This window comes from Providencia sp. PROV188 (assembly GCF_027595165.1).
In the GTDB taxonomy this organism is placed as follows: domain Bacteria; phylum Pseudomonadota; class Gammaproteobacteria; order Enterobacterales; family Enterobacteriaceae; genus Providencia; species Providencia lanzhouensis.
Genome location: NZ_CP097291.1, coordinates 996,203 through 1,020,279, shown reverse-complemented (window position 1 = coordinate 1,020,279; position 24,077 = coordinate 996,203). Strand labels below are relative to the sequence as shown.

The window sequence follows — 24,077 nt, the reverse complement described above, 5'->3', positions numbered from 1 at the left end:
AGGAGCCCAAGTGCGCTATCTGATAACTCTATTTCTCAGCCTGTCGGTGCTCGTCACCGCAGGTTGCGGTTTTCGCCTTCAAGGAACCACGCAACTTCCTGAAGAATTGAAAACATTACAGTTAAGTTCTGGCGACCCGTACAGTTACCAAACTCGTGCGGTCAGGGAACAGCTGCGACTCAATAACGTGACTCTGCTAGATTCTGGTCGCGCTGATGTGCCTATTTTGAAAATTGTAGGTTCAACAGAAAGCACCGATACCGTTTCGATTTATCAAGATGGTAAAGCTGCAGAGAAACAACTGACACTGGTCATGAAGGCGCAAGTGTTAATGCCGGATGGCGCTATTTATCCGCTGGAAACAAAAGTTGTGCGGACTTTCTTTGATAACCCGTTAGAAGCGCTCGCAAAAGATGCTGAGAACGAGATTGTGAAGCAAGAGATGCAACAACAAGCGGCACGTAACATCGTGCGCAAACTGCTTCTGGTTCACAGTGCTGAGTTAGAAAAGGCGAAAGCTCAAGCGGCTGAGAAACCTGTTGCCGAATAATGATACGCATTTATCCTGAACAGCTGGCCTCTTCGTTACAAGAGTCTCTAAGAGGCCGCTATCTCATTTGGGGCTCCGAGCCCCTTCTTATTCAAGAAAGCCAAGATGCTATTCGCCAAGTTGCACGTCAGCAAGGTTTTGAAGAGCATTTTACTTTCGCTTTAGAGCAAAATACGGATTGGGATGAAATTTTTAGTCTCTGCCAAGCGCTGAGTCTATTTGCCAGTCGCCAAATGCTCACCTTATTTTTGCCTGAAAATGGCCCTAATGCCGCGATGGCAGACAAGCTCACACAGCTCGCCGGTTTACTTCACCCCGACCTGCTATTAGTTCTACGCGGGCATAAACTCACTAAAGCGCAAGAAAACAGTGCTTGGTTCAAAGCCATCAGCCAAGATGGTATCTATGTCAGTTGCCTAACGCCTGAATATCAACGTTTGCCCCAGTGGGTCTCTAAGCGTGCTAGCCAAATGCGGCTTTCATTAGAAACTGAAGCAAACCAATTACTTTGCTATTGCTATGAAGGTAATTTATTGGGATTAGCGCAAGCGCTGGAAAGGCTTTCCTTGCTCTATCCGGATGGAAAGCTCACTTACCCTCGTGTCGAAAGTGCGGTGAATGATTCAGCCCATTTTACTCCCTACCATTGGGTTGATGCGATACTAGCGGGTAAGCCTCGCCGTTCATGGCATATCCTTGAGCAGCTCAAGCAAGAAGATGTTGAACCTGTGATTTTACTACGGGCTATCCAACGAGAATTAATGTTGCTGATCACGTTAAAGCGTCAATCTGCGACCACCTCATTAAAAACGCTATTTGACCAACATAAAGTTTGGCAAAACCGTCGAGGATTGCTAGGCGAGGCGCTACAACGTTTGAGCTTACATCAATTACAATCGGCGTTGATGCTACTCACCCAAGCTGAAATTCACACTAAGCAGGATTATTCCCACTCTTCATGGCCGGATTTGCAGTCTCTTTCCATGGTGTTATGTGGTAAAACCGATGCAGAACATTTTATTCTGCCACGATAATAACTGATAGCTAATCACCTAATATCAATGGTAATGAATGATGAACGCTAAACCACAAGGTCTACAAGCGCTATTTGGGGGGACTTTTGACCCTATTCATTATGGGCATCTACGCCCTGTTGAAGCATTAGCTAATCAGGTGGGGCTGCAAAAAGTGATTTTGCTGCCGAACCACGTTCCACCTCATCGACCTCAGCCGGAAGCTAGCCCTACCCAGCGATTAGAAATGGTAAAATTGGCCATTCAAAATAACCCACTGTTTACTGTTGATACCCGAGAACTCCAGCGAAATACGCCCTCTTTTACAATTGAAACGCTCAGTGAATTGCGCCAAGAACTTGGTCATGAACAACCTCTTGCGTTCATTATTGGTCAAGATTCCCTGTTATCCATTAATACATGGCATGGCTGGACTCAGCTATTAGATAAATGCCATCTGCTAGTCTGCGCGAGACCCGGTTACGCCACACATTTTACCGATCCTGATATGCAACAGTGGCTGCAACAGCATCAAGTACAAGACCCGCAAGTATTGAGCCAAACGCCCTGTGGTTCGATTTTTATTGGCAATACACCACTGGTTAATATTTCAGCGACTGAAATACGTGAACAACTCAGCGAAGGTCAGGCTTGTGAAGATTTACTCCCTCGCGCAGTTTATCACTATATTCAACAACAACATTTGTATCAAAAATAAGCAATTTTATTTCTATTAACCAAATAGGAATGTCAGCAAATAATTTATTCTCTTTTATTCACTTAATTTCGATTTAATTAATTGCACAACTCAGCGCTTATTCTAGAATATTGATACGTAAGAGATAGGGATATTTTATTTGTAAAGTTACGATAATTATCTTGCCCAATGGATAAGATATCCCTATAAATTGCCCACTTACGCCAATAAAAAATAATTTAGCCGATTTTTGTGAAAATCTGGGGTAAAATGGCGGCACTTTGCTAGGGGGATCCCCCTAGAAAGCACAATGATGAATAGTCTTTAACAAGAATAGTGTTTAACAAGAGATTCTCTCAATTTGAATGAAAGGTGAACCTTTTGCAAGGAACTGAACTCCAACAATTTATTATCGATCAACTTGAAGATGCGAAAGCGGAAGATATCATTTCGATCGATGTCCATGGGAAATCAAGTGTTACTGACCAAATGATCATCTGCACAGGGACGTCAACTCGTCACCTGATGTCTGTGGCTGATCGTTTAATTGATGCGTGCCGTAAAAACGGTTTAATGCCTCTCGGTGTTGAAGGTCAAGGCATTTCAGACTGGATTGTTGTCGACCTTGGTGATGCCATCGTCCATATCATGCAAGATGAAAGCCGCCGCATGTACGAACTAGAAAAGCTCTGGAGCTGAGTTTGAAATTACAACTCATCGCTGTCGGAACTAAAATGCCGGACTGGGTACAGACCGGCTTTATGGATTACCTTCACCGTTTTCCCAAAGATATGCCTTTCGAATTAACCGAAATCCCCGCAGGAAAACGTGGAAAAAATGCAGACATCAAACGCATTCTCGAAAAAGAAGGTGAATTGATGCTTGCCGCTGTCGGCAAAGGCAACCGTATCGTCACGCTGGATATTCCAGGAGATCGTTGGGATACACCCAAATTAGCCGTGCAGTTAGACAAGTGGAAACAAGATGGTCGTAATGTCAGTCTGTTAATTGGTGGACCAGAAGGACTTGCTCCGGCGTGTAAAGATGCCGCAGAACAAAGTTGGTCTCTATCGCCACTAACACTACCCCATCCGCTAGTTCGAGTCCTTGTTGCCGAAAGTCTTTATCGGGCATGGAGTATTACGACTAATCACCCATATCATCGGGAATAGTTAGGAATTAATTTGTACACAATGGCAATGGGATGAAACAACAACGCACCCCTTTTCGCGACCATACCGCAGAATCAGTTTTGTTTATTCGCCGAGCATTAATTGCTTTCGGCGTCATTGTCATACTTACTTCAATCCTCGTGACCAATTTGTATCATCTACAAGTTGTTCGTCATGACGATTACCAAACACGCTCAAATGATAACCGCATTAAATTGGTGCCTATTGCGCCTAGCCGCGGCATTATTTATGACCGAAAAGGCACCCAGTTAGCTCTCAATAGCACGTTTTATCAGCTAGAAATTGTTCCTGAAAAAGTAGATAACTTACAGGAAACACTCGATAAGCTACGGGATGTTGTTGACCTTACTGACGAAGATATCACCAACTTTGAAAAAGAGCGTAAACGCTCTCGCCGCTTTACGTCTATCGCGCTGAAAACCCAGCTAAATGAAGTTCAAGTTGCCCGCTTTGCCGTTAATCAATATCGCTTTCCTGGCTTAGAAGTGAAAAGTTATCAGCGTCGCTCATACCCTTATGGCTCCGCATTAACCCATGTCATCGGCTACGTCGCAAAAATTAATGATAAAGACGTCGAACGCCTTGATAAAGAAGGTTTATTACCTAACTACGCCGCCAGCCATGATATCGGTAAATTAGGTATTGAACGTTACTATGAAGATGTCTTACATGGTAAAACGGGCTACGAAGAAGTTGAAGTGAATAGCCGTGGTCGAGTGATCCGCCAATTACACGAGCAGCCACCGCAAGCAGGTCGCGATGTCTATTTAACTATCGACCTTGAATTACAAACTTATATTGAGAAAATCCTCACGACAAGTCGTGCTGCTGTCGTCGTTACAGACCCGCGTAATGGTGAGATCCTCGCCTTGGTTTCCACACCAAGTTACGATTCAAACTTGTTTGTGAACGGAATTTCCAACAAAGATTACCAAGAGCTGTTAAATAACCCTAACAGGCCGTTGATCAACCGCGCTACTCAGGGCTTATATCCACCCGCATCGACGGTGAAACCTTTTATCTCTGTCGCAGCATTAAGCGAAAAAGTCATTACGCCAAACACCACAATCTACGATCCAGGCTGGTGGCAACTCCCTGGCTCAGAAAAACGCTATCGTGACTGGAAACGCTGGGGACACGGTAAGCTGAATGTGGTCAAGTCTATCATTGAATCTGCGGATACCTTCTTCTACCAAGTCGCTTATGACATGGGGATTGACCGTCTTTCCGAATGGATGACCCGATTTGGTTACGGTGAATATACAGGTATTGACCTTTCCGAAGAGCGCCAAGGGATCATGCCAACCCGCGAATGGAAACAAAAACGCTATAAAAAACCTTGGTACCAAGGGGACACCATCCCTGTCGGGATTGGTCAAGGTTATTGGACATCAACGCCAATTCAAATGTCTAAGGCTTTGATGACGTTGATTAATGACGGAAAAGTCAAAACGCCTCATTTACTGTATGGAACCAAACTTGGCGATGCCATGGTACCTTATGAAGATAAAGAAACCCGACAAATTGGCGATATCCATTCTGGATATTGGGAGCTGGCCAAAACCGGTATGTACGGTGTGGCCAATGCGCCAAATGGTACCGGTAAGCGTAGTTTCGTAGGAACACCTTATAAAGTAGCTGCAAAATCAGGAACGGCGCAGGTATTTAGTTATGAAACCTATAACGCCAGCAAATTAGCCGAGCATTTACGTGACCATAAACTAATGATTGCTTATGCACCTTATGATAACCCCACTATTTCCGTTGCTATTATTTTAGAAAACGGGGGAGCAGGCCCTGCAGTTGGTGATATTGTTCGCCAAATCTTTGACCATGTCCTGTTAGGTGATAACAAAACCCAAGTCGAAAGTACGGGTGCCAGTGCAGAGGAAGATCGTTAATCATGACTGACGATAAGAGAAAATTATCACTATCAACACGTCTGCACATTGATGTGCCTATGTTATTAATCATCATCGCCTTACTCGCTTATAGCGCCTTTATTATGTGGAGCGCTAGCGGGTTAGATCCCGAGATGATGGAACGAAAACTAGGACAAATTTTTTCTGGTTTTATCGTGATGATCGTGATGGCGCAAATTCCACCTCGCATGTATGAAAGCCTCGCGCCACACCTGTTTATTTTCTGCGTTATTCTCTTAGTCTTCGTTGATGTTTTCGGGCAAATCAGTAAAGGGGCTCAGCGCTGGCTAGATTTGGGCTTTGTACGGTTCCAGCCATCCGAAATTGCGAAAATCGCGGTACCGCTCATGGTCGCTCGTTTCATGAACCGTGACTCATGCCCGCCGTCATTTAAAAATACCTGTATTGCCCTCGTATTTATTTTTGTCCCAACATTGCTGGTCGCAGCTCAGCCAGACTTGGGGACCTCGATCCTCGTCGCCGCATCAGGGCTATTTGTCCTATTTTTAGCAGGAATGAGCTGGCGTTTAATTGCCGTTGCCGCCGTCGCGCTTGCCGCCTTTATTCCTATGCTCTGGTTCTTCTTAATGCATGACTACCAGAGAGCCCGAGTCATGATGCTACTTGACCCAGAAAGTGATCCTCTAGGTAAAGGCTATCACATCATCCAATCTAAAATTGCGATTGGTTCTGGCGGTTTAATGGGTAAAGGCTGGTTGGAAGGCACTCAGTCTCAACTAGAATTCTTACCTGAACGTCACACCGACTTTATTTTCGCTGTATTAGCTGAAGAACTTGGATTGATTGGTGTCTTGATCTTATTGGGTCTTTATATCCTATTGATTATTCGTGGGCTATACATTGCTGCAAATGCGCAAAACACCTTCGGGCGAGTGATGGTCGGCGGATTAATCCTAATCCTATTTGTGTATGTGTTTGTTAATATTGGTATGGTGAGTGGTATTCTACCTGTTGTGGGGGTTCCCCTCCCCTTAGTGAGTTATGGGGGCTCCGCCTTAATTGTTTTAATGGCTGGATTCGGTATTATCATGTCTATCCATACCCACAGAAAATTTTTATCTAAGAGTTTATAAAATGAGGCTTAGTATGCGTTTACAATGGATTATGCTCGCCATGGCAACCACATTACTCAGTGGGTGTATTAACGAAGACGTTAAGCAGCAGCCAACAGTTCCAACTAATGTCCCTACACAAGATGTGTTGGGTGCTGAGCCACATTATGAGCCTTATCATCCAACGGCAAATAATGATTACCAGCGTAATGGCAAGCAATACCAAATTGTCCGTGAACCCGCACAGTTCTCCCAAGTTGGCTATGCGTCAATTTATGGTCAAGAAGCTTCCGGTCAATTGACTGCCATTGGTGAACGCGCTAACCCAGTAGAGTTAACTGCAGCTCACCCTACATTACCTATTCCAAGTTATGCTCGTATTACCAACATGATGAACGGGCGCATGATGGTGGTTCGTATCAATGACCGTGGCCCTTATACTCCTGGCAAAAGTATTGCCGTATCCCGAGCAGTCGCTGATCGCTTAAATCTGATGACGACCACAAAAATTAAAATTGATGCAATCCAAGTTGCACCAGATGGAAGCTTATCAGGGCCAGGAACTGTTGGTTCAAACTTTGTTAAACAAAGTTATGCCCTGCCGGATCGTCCACAATTAGGTTCAGGTCCATTAGGTACACCGGTGATGCAAGAATCCCCAGCGCCAAGCAACGTATTACCAGTAAAACAGCCTGCGGAACCTATGCAACCAACGATGCCAGATATGAACATCAAGCAGCCAGAACCACAAGTTGCACCGAAAGCCACTGAAACAGAATCCGTTCCTGAACGTGGTTTCTTAGTTCAAGCTGGCGCTATCAGTAGCAAAGCAAACGCACAAAGTATGTTGGATAACTTAAAAAGTCAGTTTAACGTACCGGGTCGCCTACAGCCTTACAATGGCATCTACCGTGTTCAATTAGGACCTTTTGCAACGAGACAGCAAGCAGTAGAGATACAATCTCGTTTACAGTCTGAGCGCAATCAACAATCCATGGTTGTTGCCCCTTAATCACTCAATAACCGAATAATTTACGTTGCTGGGGGAAATTATTGATAGCTCCCCCTGCAACTTAAAGTACAACGGGTATAAACTAACGTAAATTTACCTGCACAGCGCAAGAGCTTCTTTTATCTGCCTTCGAACTTTTGCTAAACTGCGCTTTCTTGTGTTAACCGAATGTTGGATGTAATGATACAACCATGAAAAATGTCTCCTCATCACGCAATGTCTTTCTGCCACAAATCGTGCGTCAGACTGCGCTGGCTTCTGCACTGATCGTTTCTACTGTCACTTTTGCAAATGCGAATGAAGCTTTTCCAAATACTTCAGTTCCTGCTGCTCCAGCTATCGATGCTGAAGCGTATATCTTGATTGATTACAATTCAGGTAAAGTGCTTGCCGAAAGTAATGCAGATCAGCGCCGCGACCCTGCTAGCTTGACCAAAATGATGACGAGCTATGTCATCGGTCAAGCCATTAAATCAGGCAAAATTGGCGCGAATGACATGGTCACCGTGGGTGAAGATGCATGGGCGACAGGTAACCCAATTTTCAAAGGCTCTTCATTAATGTTCTTAAAACCCGGAGATCGCGTGAGTGTTTCTCAGCTAACCCGTGGTATTAACTTACAATCAGGTAATGATGCCTGTGTTGCTATGGCAGACTATGTCGCAGGTGATCAAGCTAACTTTGTTAACTTGATGAATACCTACGTGAATAAACTGGGTCTGCAAAATACGCACTTCCAAACAGTACATGGTCTCGATGCTGCGGGTCAATACAGCTCTGCTCGTGATATGGCATTGATTGGTCAAGCGCTGATCCGTGATGTACCGGAAGAATACGAAATTTATAAAGAAAAAGAATTCACGTTTAACAATATCCGCCAAACTAACCGTAATGGTCTGTTATGGGATAAAAGCCTTGCAGTTGATGGGATCAAAACTGGTCACACTGATGCAGCAGGTTATAACTTAGTTGCCTCCGCAAAAGATGGCGATATGCGTCTTATTTCCGTCGTTATGGGTGGAAAAAGCAGTAAGGGGCGTGATGCAGAAAGCAAAAAATTGCTGACATACGGCTTCCGTTTCTATGAAACAGTGAAACCTCTGCAAGCTGGCGTCGAGTTTGCCACTGCCCCAGTTTGGTTTGGCGATGACAGCGAAATTAAGTTAGGCGTGGTTGAAGACCTGTACCTCACAATCCCTCGTGGTCGTTTAAAAGACTTAAAAGCAAGCTACGAATTAACCACCACTGAAATCGAAGCGCCGCTGAAAAAAGGCCAACAAGTGGGTACGATTAGCTTCCAATTAGACGGTAAAACCATCGAACAGCGTCCTTTAGCGGTATTAAAAGATGTTGAAGAAGGCGGATTCTTCAGCCGTTTAATCGACTACATCAAATTATTATTCCATCGTTGGTTTGGTTAATACTTGAAATTGAAATCAGTTAGCCCCATATAGTTTGTATCTGAAAGCCTGTAGTGAAATACAAACCCTGATGGGATAGTGAGTTGGCTGGCGAAATCTATTTTCTTCCAGCCAATTTTTATGCAGGCGCTAATCAATATTTTAGGAGTGCCCATGAAAACGAAATTAGGTGAACTGCTTGAGTTCCCATGTCCATTAACCTACAAAGTGATGGGCCTAGCGCAGCCAGAATTAGTTGACCAAGTCATTGAAGTGGTTCAACGCCATGCTCCAGGTGATTATGCACCAGATGTTAAACCGAGCAGCAAAGGCAACTACCATTCTGTATCTATTACTATTAACGCCACTCACATTGAGCAAGTTGAAACGCTCTACACTGAGTTAGGTGCATTAGAATTAGTCAAAGTTGTGCTGTAATTAGCAACAAGAAAACCGAGCCTCCGGCTCGGTAAGTTGATGACAAAGAGGGATAAAAACGTGGTTTTTCCCTCTTTGTGTTATCAGGCGAAAATCAATAAATTGATTTTCCTTGTTCGTTTTACAACCCAAAAGAGCCATTTCCAAACCTGATGGTTTTGTCAATGGTCTGGCCGAGCCTCCGGCTCGTTTTTTTTATTATCCGCAATATCAGCTGAAAAATAACAAGTTAATAACAAGACAAACTGGTGGTAACGCGTTCACAGCGTTATACTGCCATTCATCTTTACAGCCTGTGGACACCGAATTTTGTCGAAGAATAGCATCATCATCCGCGACTTAGGTCTGGCTCCCTACGAGAGCACATCTGAGGCAATGCACCAATTTACTGAATCCCGTACTCCTGATACCTGCGATGAAATTTGGCTGGTGCAACACCCTTCTGTGTTTACCCAAGGGCAAGCTGGCAAAGCCGAACACCTTCTCGCGCCGGGAAATATCCCCGTGATCCAAAGTGATCGTGGCGGACAAGTGACTTACCATGGTCCCGGCCAGCAAGTCATGTATGTGATGATAGATCTAAAACGCAGTCACATTGGTGTCCGTGAGCTTGTTAGCGCCCTAGAAACTTGCGTGGTCAATACCCTCGCCCATTTTAATATCAGTGCGTATCCGCGCCCTGATGCGCCCGGCGTTTATGTCAACGGAGACAAAATTTGCTCCCTTGGCTTACGTATTCGAAAAGGCTGTTCATTCCATGGATTGGCTCTGAATGTGGATATGGATCTCGAGCCTTTTAATCGCATTAACCCTTGTGGTTATAGTGAATTGAAAATGACACAAGTGAGAGCGCTGTCTCCAAACATTACATTAAACGATGTTCAGCCAGTGCTTATTAGTCAGTTCTGTGACACACTTGGATTTCATATTGTTCAATAATAATGCTATAATTTTTTAACATTTTTCAAAAAAATTTTAATGGCAAACAGATAACTGGAACCGGCACATTATGAGTAAACCAATTCAGATCGAGCGTGGAATTAAATACCGTGACGCCGATAAAATGGCACTGATCCCTGTTAAAAACGTGGTGACGGAACGTGAAGAAATTCTACGTAAACCTGACTGGATGAAAATCAGATTGCCAGCTGATTCTACGCGAATTCAAGGCATTAAAGCCGCAATGCGTAAAAATGGCCTGCACTCAGTCTGCGAAGAAGCTTCCTGCCCTAACCTCTCTGAATGTTTTAACCACGGAACTGCCACCTTTATGATCTTAGGTGCTATCTGTACTCGCCGTTGTCCATTCTGTGATGTTGCCCATGGTCGACCAAATGCTCCTGATGCGAATGAACCAGAAAAATTAGCGCAAACTATCAAAGATATGGCTCTGCGTTATGTGGTTATTACTTCCGTTGACCGTGATGATTTGCGTGATGGTGGTGCCCAGCACTTTGCTGATTGTATCAGTGCCATCCGTGAAAAAAGCCCGACCATTAAAATTGAAACTCTCGTGCCTGACTTCCGTGGACGTATGGATCGCGCATTAGAAATTCTCACCGCTACGCCACCGGATGTGTTTAACCACAACCTTGAAAACGTACCGCGTATTTACCGCCAAGTTCGCCCTGGTGCTAACTACGAATGGTCACTGAAATTACTGGAAAAATTCAAAGAAGCTCACCCTGAAATTCCAACAAAATCAGGCTTAATGGTAGGCTTAGGGGAAACCAACGAAGAGATCATTGAAGTGATGCGTGATCTGCGTCGTCATGGCGTTACCATGTTAACGTTGGGGCAATACTTGCAGCCAAGCCGCCACCACTTACCCGTTAAACGCTATGTGAGCCCTGCTGAGTTCGATGAAATGAAAGAGGCAGCGATGGATATGGGCTTCACTCACGCAGCCTGTGGACCGTTTGTGCGCTCTTCCTATCATGCCGACCTACAAGCAAAAGGCGAAGAAGTTAAATAATATTAATCTTTTCGTCTAAATAGTAATTAAAAGAAACCCCAATTGTGAATTACTACACATTGGGGTTTTTTATTAGTGACTTAATTTATCACCAATAAGAATGATCATTAGGTCAATTTTAGCGATAAAAAAACTCGCGCTAGCAAAGCTAGTGCGAGTTCAGTGCTGTTCGTTTCTAAGTATTTAATTACAAAGAGACAACGTTAGCAGCTGATGGACCTTTCGCGCCTTCAGTGATTTCAAATTCAACTTTTTGGCCTTCTGCTAAGGTTTTGAAACCGTCGCCAGAAATCGCAGAGAAGTGAACAAAAACATCTTTGCTACCATCTTCTGGAGTGATAAAACCAAAACCTTTGGACTCATTGAACCACTTAACGTTACCTTTAACTTTAGACATCAAATATTACCTTTAAAATAAAATAGACACACCATCTGTATCAAGCTCAGTACATCAAATATATAACTGACTTGTCTACAACCTAGATCACGAAAATTGATTTAAATGATAAAAAAATATTATTTATCCACCTATTTCGTCCAGAATACGGGGATAATTCTTAATAATAGTAATTAATACAAAGGTAAGTATTACTCATGGTTAATTTTTTAGCGTTTACTTCTCATGAATAAGTAACCAATCTTTAATATCCAATCCTCCTGTATAACCCACCAGCTTTCCGTCATGCCCTAAGACACGATGGCAAGGCACAATCAAAGATATCGGGTTACGAGAATTGGCCATACCGACGGCTCGACAGTAGTTAACCGAGCCCAGTTTTAAGGCGAGATCTTTATAACTCCAGCGCTCACCATAAGGAATTTCGCACAAATGCTTCCAGACTTTTTTCTGAAATTCAGTACCTTGCGGATTCAATGCAACCGAAAACACTTTCCGCTTATGATTAAAATACTCTTTTAGTTCTTTCGCACACTGCTTTGAGAATTCGTTTTTCGACTCTTTCTCCGTTTTTTCATCAACAAAATAGATACTCGTCACACCTTCATCATCAGCCGTAATATGGATCCACGGTTTCGGAAAGTTTTCTGGGGCTACTAAATATTGATGGTACATAACATCTCCTCAAAAGGATTCATTTACCTGATTGTATATACAGTTATAAGGTAAATTATTTCTACTTTGCAATGATATTTTTTCTCAGTGTAGCTAACTGAATCATCTCCCCCTGAATTTTTTTATTTCCAATGTTAATAACAGCATAGACAATAATTCGAATGATTATCATTCAAATAAAGAAATCACTATATATTGTATGGTTGAAATATTTTACGCCTATATATAGGATCAGCTCATCTTCAACACACCACCATTACGTAACTACCACGTTCTGAAAATGTTAAGGTGAAAAAAATGACTGAGATTACCATTTATAGTAAACCCAACTGCGTCCAGTGTAATGCAACCTACCAAGCGTTCGAGCGCAAGCAATTACCGTACACCATTATCGACCTTTCTGAAGATAACCAAGCCATTGAGTTCATAAGAAAACTAGGCTATCAGCAGCTTCCTGTCGTCATTGTAGGAGAGCAGCATTGGTCAGGCTTCCGCCCCGATAAAATCAATGCACTGATTGAGTAAGAGAGGTTGAAATGACCACTCAACCGCTAATTTATTTCTCGAGTCGCTCAGGTAATTGCCATCGATTCGTCGAAAAATTACAGCTGCCAGCCACTCGTATTCCCATTGGCCATCTACCTGAAAATGTACTTTTCGCCTCACAACCCTATGTGCTGTTGCTGCCGACCTATGGCGGTGGAACCGCTCATGGCGCTGTGCCTAAAGAAGTGGTGCACTTTCTCAATATCGAGGCAAACCGAGCGTTAATTCGCGGTGTCATCGCTGCGGGTAATACCAACTTTGGTGAGGCTTATGCCATTGCCGGCAACATTGTCGCTCAAAAATGCGCAATTCCCTTCCTCTACCGATTTGAATTATTAGGCACAGAGCGCGATGTGCAATCTGTAAAACAAGGATTAAAAACATTCTGGGCTCACACAAAGGAGCAGATCAATGGATAACCCACAGCACAGTCACCTAAATAATAATCGCAATGCGGACTACCACGCGCTCAATGCGATGCTTAACCTTTATGATAGTGAAGGTCGCTTACAGCTGGATAAAGACAAACAAGCTGCTCATCTCTATTTCCGCCAGCATGTGAATCAAAACACGGTCTTTTTTCACGATTTAAAAGAAAAACTCGATTTCTTAGTTAATGAAAATTACTACGAAGAAGAGGTGCTCGCTCAATACGATTTCCCATTTATTAAACAGCTTTTTAAACAAGCCTACGCCCACAAATTTCGCTTCCAAACCTTTTTGGGCGCCTTTAAGTATTACACCAGTTACACCCTAAAAACCTTCGATGGTGAGCGCTATCTTGAGCGTTATGAAGACCGGGTTTGTATGGTTGCACTGGCTTTGGCGCAGGGCTCAAAATCCCTTGCGACTCTCTTAGTGGACGAAATCATTAGCGGACGTTTTCAACCTGCCACTCCCACATTCCTGAACGGTGGTAAAAAACAACGAGGCGAGCTTATTTCCTGTTTTTTACTGCGCATAGAAGACAATATGGAGTCCATCGGGCGCTCCGTGAACTCAGCCCTGCAACTGTCCAAACGCGGAGGTGGTGTCGCTTTCTTGATGAGTAATTTGCGCGAACAAGGCGCACCGATTAAACAGATAGAAAACCAATCGTCAGGCGTGGTTCCTGTGATGAAAATGCTGGAGGATGCCTTTTCCTATGCCAATCAGCTAGGAGCAAGGCAAGGTGCAGGCGCGGTGTATCTTCATGCTCATCACCCTGACATCCTGCGATTTTTAGATACCAAACGAGAAAATGCGGATGAAAAAATTCGGATTAAAACGCTTTCACTTGGGGTTGTGATCCCCGATATCACCTTCCAACTCGCTAAAAATAATGAAGACATGTACCTGTTTTCTCCCTATGACATCCAAAAAGTCTATGGGGTACCGATGTCTGAAATCAGCGTGACAGAAAAGTATCATGAAATGGTGAATAACAAAGCCATCAAGAAATTCAAAATTAATGCGCGAGAGTTTTTCCAGACTATCGCCGAAATTCAATTTGAATCTGGCTATCCCTACATTTTGTTTGAGGATACCGCTAACCGCGCCAATCCGATTGCAGGTCGAATCAATATGAGTAACTTGTGCTCTGAGATTTTACAGGTAAACCAACCTAGCCTTTATGAAGAAGATTTAAGCTACCAACATATTGGTAAAGATATTAGCTGTAATTTAGGCTCCATGAACATCGCCAAAACCATGGATTCTCCTGATTTTGCACGCTCGATTGATACTGCCGTTCGCGCCTTAACTGCCGTTTCTGATATGAGCAATATTTGCTCCGTTCCGTCTATTGCTAAAGGCAACCAAGAATCCCACGCTATTGGTTTAGGGCAAATGAATTTGCATGGTTTCTTAGCTCGTGAGCATATTCATTATGGTTCTGAAGAAGGGTTAGATTTTACCAATATCTACTTTTACACCGTGGCATACCATGCCTTAAAAACTTCGAACCAATTAGCAATCGAACGCCAACAAACGTTTGATGGCTTTGAAATATCCACCTACGCCAGTGGCGAGTATTTTGATAAATATATCAACAAAACATGGTCACCAAAGACCCAAACCGTGCAGGAATTATTCCGACGTTCGGGCATCGAAATACCAACACAAACGGACTGGCAGATATTAAAACAGTCCGTAATGGCACATGGAATTTATAATCAAAACTTGCAAGCTATTCCGCCTACGGGGTCTATCTCTTATATCAATAATGCCACCTCCAGCATTCACCCCGTGGTCGCGCCTATCGAAATTCGTAAAGAAGGTAAGATTGGGCGTGTTTACTACCCAGCCCCTTTTATGACTAATGAGAATCTCAAATACTACCAAGATGCTTATCAGATTGGTCCTGAGAAAATTATTGATACCTATGCCGAAGCCACCCAACACGTCGACCAAGGTTTATCACTAACCCTATTTTTCGATGGCAATGCCACCACCCGTGATATCAATAAAGCCCAAATATACGCATGGCGAAAAGGGATCAAAACCTTGTATTACATTCGATTACGTCAGACAGCACTTGAAGGCACCGAAGTCGAAGGCTGCGTCTCCTGCTCACTGTAAAAGGAAAAAGATAATGACCACCAGCACGCTCAATCGCCCTGTTCAAGCAATAAACTGGAACCGCATTCAAGATGATAAGGATCTTGAAGTATGGAACCGATTAACCAGTAATTTTTGGTTGCCCGAAAAAATTCCCTTGTCCAACGACACGGTTTCTTGGAATACACTGACATCTGCCGAACAGCAACTCACTATCCGCGTTTTTACGGGATTAACCTTGTTAGATACCATCCAAAATACCGTTGGCGCACCGTGTTTGATGGGAGATGCTCAAACGCCTCACGAAGAAGCGGTTCTCTCCAATATCAGCTTTATGGAAGCGGTGCATGCACGCTCTTACAGCTCGATTTTTTCAACACTGTGTTCCACAGTCGATGTTGATGAAGCCTATCGTTGGAGTGAAGAAAACAGTGCATTGCAAAATAAAGCCAAAATTATTTTGTCTTACTACTGTGATGAACATCCACTGAAGAAAAAAGTCGCCAGCGTCTTTTTAGAATCATTTTTGTTTTACTCAGGTTTTTACTTACCAATGTACTGGTCAAGCCGAGGAAAACTCACCAATACCGCCGATTTAATTCGTCTGATCATCCGCGATGAAGCTATTCATGGTTACTATATTGGCTATAAATTTCAGAAAGCCCTTGTCCATTATTCTGAACAAGAACGCAATGAAATTAAGGATTTCACTTTTTCGCTCTTGTTTGATTTATATGAAAATGAAATCAAGTACACCCAAGAGCTGTATGATAGCGTTGGCTGGAGTGAAGATGTGAAAAGCTTCCTTCACTATAATGCGAATAAAGCCTTGATGAATTTGGGCTATGAAGCACTTTTCCCTGACTCAATAACCCAAGTTAGCCCAGAGATTTTATCGGCGCTCTCGCCTGATGCTAACGAAAATCATGACTTTTTCTCAGGTTCAGGTTCATCCTATGTGATTGGTAAAGCAGTCAGTACTGAAGATGATGATTGGCTTTTTTGAATAACATCAACAAAAATATCTCGCATCAATCTTTTGAAAAAAATAATAAAATCACTTAAATCATTAATACTATAAACGGTCATAGTGGGATAGGCTTGATGCCTACCCACAGATCATAAAATAACATTCATATCCAAAGCATAATGAGCATGAAAACACCACAAGCGGAACTGACTACGGGCTTAACGCTCTTAATGGCCATCGCCACTGGGCTGGTCGTTGCCAGTAATTATTACGCACAGCCCCTGCTAGACACTATCGCACTCCAATTCAACCTAACAACCAACATGGCGGGCTTTATTGTGACCGCCGCACAATTAGGTTACGCCGTTGGATTACTCTTCCTTGTTCCTCTTGGTGATCTTTTTGAACGTAAAAAATTGATCATCGTGATGACCACATTGTCAGCCAGTGGTTTATTAATCACCGCGCTTTCTGATAATATTTGGCAAATTCTTCTCGGTACCGCTCTCACAGGGCTATTCTCCGTTGTCGCCCAAGTTCTTGTTCCTATGGCAGCTTCTATTGCAAAGCCTCATCAACGGGGCAAAGCAGTGGGTACTATTATGAGTGGGTTACTTCTTGGGATCTTACTCGCTCGAACTATCTCCGGTGGCGTGGCAATGATAGGCGGTTGGCGAGCTATTTACTGGGTTGCCTTTGGATTAATGATGTTCCTGATCCTAATTTTGGCGCTTAAATTACCGCGTTATCACCAAAAAACGGATCTTAACTATTTTCAACTCATTGGCTCTATCGGACGTCTGTTTTTTACTACGCCAGTCTTAGCAACTCGCGCACTGCTTGGCGCCCTCACTTTCGCGAACTTTGCGCTATTATGGACTGCGATGGCATTCTTATTAGCCAGCCCGCCTTTTAATTATTCTGAGGGTACTATCGGGTTATTTGGTTTGGTTGGTGCAGCAGGTGCATTAATGGCAACCCAAGCAGGGCGCTTAGTGGATAAAGGTAAAGGCAAATTAGTCACTACCCTTGGGTTAATTCTATTATTGCTCTCATGGATCCCAATTGGTCTGGCAAAATATTCACTAATCGCTTTTATTATTGGCATCTTAGTGCTTGATCTTGCCATCCAAGGTGTTCATGTGACTAACCAAAGCACACTTTATCGTATTATGCCTGAAGCACGAAATCGCTTAACTGCCGGCTATATGACCAGTTATTTTATTGGCGGAGCACTAGGTTCATTACTTTCAGGTTATGCCTATGAACATGCAGGTTGGATGGGCGTAGCAATTTCAGGCGTTGTTATCACAGGTATCAGTTTAATCATTTGGGCAATTGGTGCTCGATTCGATCCAATTATTACCTCTGAACAGTAATCCCTTCATTCATTTATATCTATAGCAGTCATTTATTTGGCTGCTATAGATTTAATATCTGATCTATTATTCATATGCCCATTATTTAGCCTATTATTATATCTCTGTGATAATAATCATCATGTTAAATAGCTAACAATGATAAATAATTGGTTCAAGGTATAATTTACCTAGAAAAAGTTAATAAGTGACACAGTTAAGCAAAAAGTATATCTTTATCAGATGGTATACTTCTTACCCACAAAATATTAATTCGGTATTACTCAATACCCTAGGTGCCTTTTTAGGGTATTTACCTCAAAAAATAGAAAGATCCTTCTATCTTGTAATTATTGAGTAATAAAAAAAATGGTATTGAGTTAATGCGATGTGATTATATATTGTTTTATATGATTTTATTTGTCGTATAAAACGCAATTATATTTTCATCTATTTACCTACATGATAGTAAGAAAGCAGTGATTGTTAATTGAACTATACTAAATGCGTTAAAACACATTCATAAAATTTATGAATGATGTATCATTGTCAAAATAAAATGGATGAAATTAATTAAGTATAATTGCTAATTCTATCTTTTAATATACCATTCACATGGTTGATTACAGTTGAAATCTTACCAACTGAAACTAATAAGGTATCCAAATAATGGAAAGTTCATTTACACCGACAGAAGAATTACTTAACGCTCGCGTCGCGCAACAAACTTCACAAGAAAATACTATCCCTTACCAAGAAATTTTATTGACGCGCTTGTGCATGCACGTTCATGGAAAACTGTTGGAATCACGTAATAACATGCTAAGAGCTCAAGGTGTCAATGAAACGCTATTTATGGCGCTCATGATCCTTGATACTAAAGATTCTCATAGCATTCAGCCATCTGAACTCAGTGCAGCATTAGGTTCTTCACGGACTAACGCAACACGTATTGCCGATGAATTAGAAAAAAATGGTTGGATTGAACGTAAAGAAAGCCATAACGACCGTCGCTGCCTACATTTGCACTTAACGGAAAAAGGCTCTGAGTTTCTCAGTGGATTATTACCGCCGCAGCATAAGGCATTGATCGATATTTGGTCTTCATTGGATACTGATGAAAAACAACTGCTCGACAAGCTGATGCGCAAATTATTAGCAAAACTCGATAGCATAAAAGAGTGATAATATTGACCACAGATATTTCATGGTTAATGTTTTTGAGGCATTCTGTGGCTTAAACTGAAAAAAAAACTTTTCACTCACATATATTTCATTATCCTTTCAGTTATATATTGCGATATCCCATCGAGCAACGAAATCATTTGTCGTCTTAGTTTCCAGTAGTTAACACTAACTGCTGGAAACAGTCGTTATTTTTATCCATTGAATATGGGGAACCACCAGTATGAGCGCACGCGAGGATCTGCCTGAAACGCAAACGCCGCCATTGAACAAAAAAAGACAGCGCAGAAATGCACTAATGTTCCTAACCGTTATTTTTATCGCGATAGGCATCGGTTGGACTGCATACTGGTATCTCGTCTTACGCCATTACGAATCAACAGACAACGCTTACGTTGCTGGAAATCAAGTTCAAATCCAAGCGCAAATATCCGGTAGCGTCATGACAGTCAATGTCGATAACACCGATTTTGTGAAAAGTGGAACGGTACTGGTGGAGTTAGATCCTAGAGATGCCGAACTCGCTCTTGAAAAAGCCAAAACTGAACTTGCTAACAGCGTTCGACAATCCCAACAGCACATTATCAATAGCCGCCAATTTCAAGCAAATATTGATGTTAAACGCTCTGAATTATCCCGTTTACAAAATGATTTAAAACGCCGCGAAGTCTTGGGTAGCAGCAATTTAATCGGTAAAGAAGAGCTTCAACATGCGAGAGAAGCTGTCATCAGTGCGAAAGGTGCGCTTGATGTGGCGATTGAACAGTACAACGCCAACCAAGCCATCGTGCTCAATACCGCTTTAGAAAAGCAGCCGCTTGTTGAACAAGCTGCAACGCAAGTGCGAAATGCATGGCTTGCCCTGCAACGCACCAAAATTGTCAGCCCAGTGGACGGTTATGTTTCCCGCCGTAGTGTGCAAGTCGGTTCACAAATCACGCCAAATACCCCATTAATGGCAATTGTGCCATCTAGCGGAATGTGGATTGATGCCAACTTTAAAGAGACACAATTAGCGAGTATGCGCATTGGCCAACCTGCCAAAGTAACTACCGATTTCTATGGCAAAAATGTGGTATTCAACGGCACCGTGGTCGGGCTTGATATGGGGACGGGAAGCGCTTTCTCATTATTACCCGCTCAAAACGCGAGCGGCAACTGGATCAAAGTGGTTCAACGCCTTCCAGTACGTATCGCCCTCGATGAGTCCCAACTTGATGAATACCCTCTACGTATTGGGCTCTCAACCGAAGTCGAAGTGGATACTGCCAATAAAGACGGCAAAGTGTTATCCAAAGGTCTGCGCGATACGCCCGCTTATCACACAACGGCTTTAGCGGTTGATATGTCTCCTGCTGACAAAATTGTTGCTGAGATTATTCAAAATAACTCTGGCAAATAAGTAAACGGAGACACTAACGTGACAAATGCACCGTTAACAGGCTCAAAACTGGCTTGGATGACCATTGCGTTATCTTTGGCGACTTTCATGCAAGTTTTGGATTCGACCATTGCTAACGTCGCTATCCCCACAATTGCGGGTAACTTGGGTGCATCTAACTCACAAGGCACATGGGTGATCACATCGTTTGGGGTAGCGAATGCTATCTCTATTCCGATCACTGGCTGGTTAGCTCGTCGTATTGGTGAAGTTCGCCTCTTTTTATGGTCTACCGGGCTTTTCGCCCTTACCTCATGGTTGTGTGGGATCTCCAACAGCTTAGAAATGCTGATTTTATTCCGCGTCCTACAAGGTTTGGTTGCAGGTCCACTCATTCCTTTGTCTCAGAGTCTCTTACTCAATAACTATCCACCAGCCAAACGTAGTATGGCTCTTGCACTGTGGTCAATGACCATTGTGGTTGCGCCGATTTGTGGGCCTATTCTTGGTGGCTATATTAGTGACAACTACCACTGGGGCTGGATTTTCTTTATCAACGTTCCTTTTAGTATCGCGATTATTTTTGCCATTATGCGAACGCTTAAAGGACGTGAAACTCAAATCGCGATCAAGCCAATTGATACCGTCGGGCTTGTCTTACTGGTTGTCGGGATTGGTGCATTGCAGATTATGCTCGACCAAGGGAAAGAGCTCGATTGGTTTAACTCTACGGAGATCATCGTTCTGACCGTTATCGCCGTTGTCGCGATAGCCTTCTTAATTGTTTGGGAACTGACTGATGAGCATCCCGTCATCGACCTTTCCCTCTTTAAAGAGCGTAATTTTACTATCGGTTGTTTGGCGCTCAGTTTGGCGTATATGCTCTATTTCGGTACCATTGTCCTATTGCCTCAGTTGCTGCAAGAAGTGTACGGCTATACCGCAACTTGGGCGGGGTTAGCCTCCGCACCCGTCGGTCTCTTGCCGCTGCTGATCACGCCGATTATTGGTCGCTTTGGTAACCGTATTGATATGCGTTATTTAGTGACATTCAGTTTTATTATGTATGCCGTCTGCTATTACTGGCGAGCTTACACCTTTGAGCCTGGTATGGGATTTGCCGCAGCAGCATGGCCTCAGTTCGTTCAAGGTTTAGCGATAGCCTGCTTCTTTATGCCACTCACGACCATTACATTATCAGGTTTACCACCAGAAAGAATGGCATCAGCGTCCAGCTTATCTAACTTCACGCGAACCTTAGCGGGTGCAATTGGTACCTCCATCACCACCACGTTGTGGACACAGCGTGAAGCAATGCACCATGAAAATTTGACAGAGTTTGTTAACCCGTATAATCCAAATGCTCAACATATGTACAGTGAGTTGGCGCAAATAGGAATGAATGAGCAGCAAAGTGCTGCATATATTGCGCGTTCAATTACTGAGCAAGGGCTAATTATTTCTGCTAATGAAATTTTCTGGATGTCCGCTGGCGTGTTTATTCTGTTAATGGTGATTGTATGGTTTGCCAAACCACCATTCGGTGCTGGTTCAAAAGATGGTGGCGGAGCTCACTAGCCGGTATGTAATCCAAATGAAAAAAAACCATACACATTTTTGTGTATGGTTTTTTTAGGATAGCTCAAGTCAGTAAGTCATTACTTAACTTTATTTTGTGACCACCACTGAGAAAGCATAATCCCTGTTGCTACAGAGACGTTCAGGCTTTCAACTTTACCTGTTCCGCCAATGTACAGGCTCATATCACCCTGATCCCATGTGCTGTCACTTAAACCATCACTCTCTTGACCTAACACCAACACCATTTTCTTCGGTAATTGAACCTTAGCAATGTCCTGACTACCTTTATGGCTTGATGTCGTGACGATGGTATAGCCCGCTTCACGGAATTTATTCAGTGTTGGGGTGAAACCATCCGCATCAATGGCTTTAATATGCTCCGCGCCGCCTTCAGCGGTACGAATTGCCGCACCTGATTCCAGCATTCCTGCATCTTGTAAAATCACACCTTTCACACCAAAGTGAGCGCAGCTACGCATGATCCCACCAAGGTTATGCGGGTTACCAACATCTTCCAGCGCTAAAACACAATCGGTATCGACCGCATTTTCTAAGTAGGTTTCTGCTGCCATACCACCGCGTTTTTTGATGATAAAGCACACACCGCCGTGGTGCTCAGTACCAGACGCTTTTGTTAACTCTTCTTCATCAACAACATGGTACGCTTTGCGGTTTGCTGCCATCCATTTTAATGCATCACGAAAACGTGGGGTGACTGACTGCAAGAACCACGCACGGACAATGCCATCTGGACGGTTTTTAAACATCGCTTGGCAAGCATTTTCGCCGTAAATACGTGTCTCTTCTTGGCGCTGTTTACGTAACTGCTCAGGATCAATTTGGCTTTTTCCTGAAATACCACCGTGGTCGTTTTCTAATTCATCACTGCCTGGTTTTGAAACTGTACGCCATGGAGACTGCTCTCCACGTGGTGCGCTATCGCGATTACTTGAGCGTCTGTCATTGTCAGAACGGCGTTCTGAGCGACCACCTTCTGGACGACCAGAGCGACCAGAACGGTCGTTGCGATCATTGCGGTCGTTACGCCCACCTGAACGCTTATCACCGCGTCTATCATCTCGCTTATCATCACGACCGCCACGGCGTTTATCATTACCTTTATTGTTGTCCTGCTCTTCGCTACGGACATACATCACTTTTACTTTGCCGTTTTTACCACTAAAATCATTCGTGTCGTTCATCGCTATCCCCTACTAAGCTATGGCGCGAAGATTACATGAAGTTGCAAAGCTACGCTACCGATCCGCGCTATTATCTCACCGAAAAGTTATTGAATATACTTCTATCGTAGACAAATCGTTTTGCGTACAATATGCCCCTTATTTTTGTCACAACGAAAAGTGCCCCATCAACCATGAGTCAGAACGCTGTCTATCACCTGCGTCAACAACGCTTAGCCCTTTCTACAAAACCTTTTAAAGCAAGGGGTTGCCGGGTGAAACGCTGTCAATATTGCTTACTCCCCGTGCCACAGTGTCTCTGTGAAGAAACGGTTTCTGCACAAGCAAAAAGCCAATTTTGTCTGATTATGTTTGATGGTGAAGTCTTTAAACCCAGCAACACCGGAAAACTCATTGCCGATGTGCTTCCTGATACTCAGGCATATCAATGGTCAAGAACAGATCCTAACAACCAGCTGTTAGCCGCTCTGCAAGATAAGAGTAGACAGCCTTATCTGATTTTCCCAGAAAGCTACGCGCAAACGGATCGCATTGTCGTCAATGAACCGACGCTTTCTGACAAACCTGCATTGTTTATTCTGTTAGATGGTACTTGGCCAGAAGCGCGTAAGATGTTCCGCAAAAGCCCTTATTTGGATCAAATTCCAATGTTGTCTATCAATACGAAAGCGAGAACCGACTACCTGCTGCGTACACCATCGCGGGAAGAGCAACACTGCACTGCTGAAGTCGCTGCTACCGTGCTAGAACAAGCTGGCGATATTGATGCATCCCAAGCGTTATTCACGCATTTCAATCTGTTTCGCCGTAAATACTTAGAGGGGAAACCGCATCATCCAACCGCTCAAATGCTTTTGTCTAAGCCCCAAGAATAACTCCTTATAGGCATTTTTTACGTTATTTATATGCCTCGCTTTCCAGCAATTTCTATTTTGAAAATCACCTTCACAGCAAAACGTGAAGGTGCTTGT

At 43.3% G+C, this 24,077-nt stretch carries 24 protein-coding genes; 21 read left to right on the top strand and 3 right to left on the bottom strand.

The genetic code is table 11. The annotated features are described in order from the left end of the window. Window positions 1-10: 10 nt before the first annotated feature. From lptE to lipA, 12 genes are all read left to right on the top strand, one after another. Complete coding sequence (gene lptE, locus M5X66_RS04540) at window positions 11-550, top strand: LPS assembly lipoprotein LptE (protein ID WP_036947677.1); 540 nt, start codon at window positions 11-13, stop codon at window positions 548-550. Further along, complete coding sequence (holA, locus tag M5X66_RS04535; RefSeq protein ID WP_270103895.1) at window positions 550-1,584, top strand: DNA polymerase III subunit delta; 1,035 nt, start codon at window positions 550-552, stop codon at window positions 1,582-1,584. Before lptE ends, holA begins: the two co-directional genes overlap by 1 nt. A gap of 40 nt (window positions 1,585-1,624) precedes the next feature. Continuing rightward, window positions 1,625-2,281 (top strand): nicotinate-nucleotide adenylyltransferase, encoded by a 657-nt coding sequence (gene nadD / locus M5X66_RS04530; protein WP_036947683.1) that lies wholly within the window; start codon window positions 1,625-1,627, stop codon window positions 2,279-2,281. 351 nt (window positions 2,282-2,632) lie between these two features. Continuing rightward, entirely contained in the window at window positions 2,633-2,959 is a 327-nt protein-coding gene (rsfS, locus tag M5X66_RS04525) for a ribosome silencing factor (RefSeq protein WP_080675589.1), read from the top strand. A gap of 2 nt (window positions 2,960-2,961) precedes the next feature. Continuing rightward, on the top strand, window positions 2,962-3,432 hold the full coding sequence (gene rlmH, locus M5X66_RS04520) for a 23S rRNA (pseudouridine(1915)-N(3))-methyltransferase RlmH (RefSeq protein ID WP_006660942.1): 471 nt from the start codon (window positions 2,962-2,964) through the stop codon (window positions 3,430-3,432). Between the two features lie 32 nt (window positions 3,433-3,464). Continuing rightward, a complete protein-coding gene (gene mrdA, locus M5X66_RS04515) occupies window positions 3,465-5,354 on the top strand; it encodes a peptidoglycan DD-transpeptidase MrdA (protein WP_036947689.1) in 1,890 nt (629 codons plus the stop codon). Between the two features lie 2 nt (window positions 5,355-5,356). Then, a complete protein-coding gene (mrdB, locus tag M5X66_RS04510; protein WP_036947691.1) occupies window positions 5,357-6,469 on the top strand; it encodes a peptidoglycan glycosyltransferase MrdB in 1,113 nt (370 codons plus the stop codon). A gap of 13 nt (window positions 6,470-6,482) precedes the next feature. After that, a complete protein-coding gene (rlpA, locus tag M5X66_RS04505; RefSeq protein ID WP_036947694.1) occupies window positions 6,483-7,460 on the top strand; it encodes an endolytic peptidoglycan transglycosylase RlpA in 978 nt (325 codons plus the stop codon). 191 nt (window positions 7,461-7,651) lie between these two features. Continuing rightward, a complete protein-coding gene (gene dacA, locus M5X66_RS04500; protein WP_036947697.1) occupies window positions 7,652-8,881 on the top strand; it encodes a D-alanyl-D-alanine carboxypeptidase DacA in 1,230 nt (409 codons plus the stop codon). Between the two features lie 153 nt (window positions 8,882-9,034). Next, window positions 9,035-9,298 carry a DUF493 family protein YbeD gene (gene ybeD, locus M5X66_RS04495; protein WP_006662335.1) on the top strand — a complete coding sequence of 88 codons (264 nt, stop codon included), beginning with the start codon at window positions 9,035-9,037 and terminating at the stop codon, window positions 9,296-9,298. A 375-nt stretch (window positions 9,299-9,673) separates the two neighbouring features. Further along, entirely contained in the window at window positions 9,674-10,237 is a 564-nt protein-coding gene (gene lipB, locus M5X66_RS04490) for a lipoyl(octanoyl) transferase LipB (RefSeq protein WP_230082517.1), read from the top strand. Between the two features lie 70 nt (window positions 10,238-10,307). Continuing rightward, window positions 10,308-11,273, top strand: coding sequence for a lipoyl synthase (gene lipA / locus M5X66_RS04485; RefSeq protein WP_036947707.1), 966 nt, complete (start codon window positions 10,308-10,310; stop codon window positions 11,271-11,273). Window positions 11,274-11,460: 187 nt separating this feature from the next. On the opposite strand, the gene cspE is transcribed toward lipA, so the two are convergent. Then, window positions 11,461-11,670: a transcription antiterminator/RNA stability regulator CspE gene (gene cspE / locus M5X66_RS04480; protein ID WP_006662336.1), complete on the bottom strand. Its 210-nt coding sequence runs from the start codon at window positions 11,668-11,670 to the stop codon at window positions 11,461-11,463. Window positions 11,671-11,886: 216 nt separating this feature from the next. Continuing rightward, entirely contained in the window at window positions 11,887-12,345 is a 459-nt protein-coding gene (locus M5X66_RS04475) for a methylated-DNA--[protein]-cysteine S-methyltransferase (RefSeq protein WP_006660933.1), read from the bottom strand. Between the two features lie 297 nt (window positions 12,346-12,642). Between M5X66_RS04475 and nrdH the strand changes: the two genes are divergently transcribed. The 8 genes from nrdH (at window position 12,643) to emrB (ending at window position 21,901) form a co-directional block, all read left to right on the top strand. Next, window positions 12,643-12,870: a glutaredoxin-like protein NrdH gene (gene nrdH, locus M5X66_RS04470; RefSeq protein ID WP_036947709.1), complete on the top strand. Its 228-nt coding sequence runs from the start codon at window positions 12,643-12,645 to the stop codon at window positions 12,868-12,870. An 11-nt stretch (window positions 12,871-12,881) separates the two neighbouring features. After that, a complete protein-coding gene (gene nrdI, locus M5X66_RS04465) occupies window positions 12,882-13,310 on the top strand; it encodes a class Ib ribonucleoside-diphosphate reductase assembly flavoprotein NrdI (RefSeq protein ID WP_108479360.1) in 429 nt (142 codons plus the stop codon). Continuing rightward, window positions 13,303-15,450 carry a class 1b ribonucleoside-diphosphate reductase subunit alpha gene (gene nrdE, locus M5X66_RS04460; RefSeq protein WP_270103894.1) on the top strand — a complete coding sequence of 716 codons (2,148 nt, stop codon included), beginning with the start codon at window positions 13,303-13,305 and terminating at the stop codon, window positions 15,448-15,450. The genes nrdI and nrdE overlap by 8 nt, the downstream gene beginning before the upstream one ends. Before the next feature lie 13 nt (window positions 15,451-15,463). Further along, entirely contained in the window at window positions 15,464-16,435 is a 972-nt protein-coding gene (gene nrdF / locus M5X66_RS04455) for a class 1b ribonucleoside-diphosphate reductase subunit beta (protein ID WP_036947713.1), read from the top strand. Between the two features lie 143 nt (window positions 16,436-16,578). Beyond that, window positions 16,579-17,778: an MFS transporter gene (locus M5X66_RS04450; RefSeq protein WP_036947717.1), complete on the top strand. Its 1,200-nt coding sequence runs from the start codon at window positions 16,579-16,581 to the stop codon at window positions 17,776-17,778. 648 nt (window positions 17,779-18,426) lie between these two features. After that, window positions 18,427-18,942 (top strand): transcriptional repressor MprA, encoded by a 516-nt coding sequence (gene mprA, locus M5X66_RS04445; protein WP_036947719.1) that lies wholly within the window; start codon window positions 18,427-18,429, stop codon window positions 18,940-18,942. Window positions 18,943-19,165: 223 nt separating this feature from the next. Further along, window positions 19,166-20,344: a multidrug efflux MFS transporter periplasmic adaptor subunit EmrA gene (gene emrA, locus M5X66_RS04440; RefSeq protein ID WP_036947721.1), complete on the top strand. Its 1,179-nt coding sequence runs from the start codon at window positions 19,166-19,168 to the stop codon at window positions 20,342-20,344. Between the two features lie 57 nt (window positions 20,345-20,401). Then, window positions 20,402-21,901, top strand: coding sequence for a multidrug efflux MFS transporter permease subunit EmrB (gene emrB, locus M5X66_RS04435; protein WP_051422531.1), 1,500 nt, complete (start codon window positions 20,402-20,404; stop codon window positions 21,899-21,901). Between the two features lie 80 nt (window positions 21,902-21,981). Here the strand turns inward: emrB and M5X66_RS04430 are convergent, their stop codons facing one another. Further along, the gene (locus M5X66_RS04430; protein ID WP_036947726.1) at window positions 21,982-23,106 is read right to left on the bottom strand and encodes a tRNA/rRNA methyltransferase; all 1,125 of its coding nucleotides are present in this window, start codon (window positions 23,104-23,106) and stop codon (window positions 21,982-21,984) included. 173 nt (window positions 23,107-23,279) lie between these two features. Between M5X66_RS04430 and M5X66_RS04425 the strand changes: the two genes are divergently transcribed. Then, window positions 23,280-23,981, top strand: coding sequence for a tRNA-uridine aminocarboxypropyltransferase (locus tag M5X66_RS04425; RefSeq protein ID WP_154637470.1), 702 nt, complete (start codon window positions 23,280-23,282; stop codon window positions 23,979-23,981). Window positions 23,982-24,077: the final 96 nt, after the last annotated feature.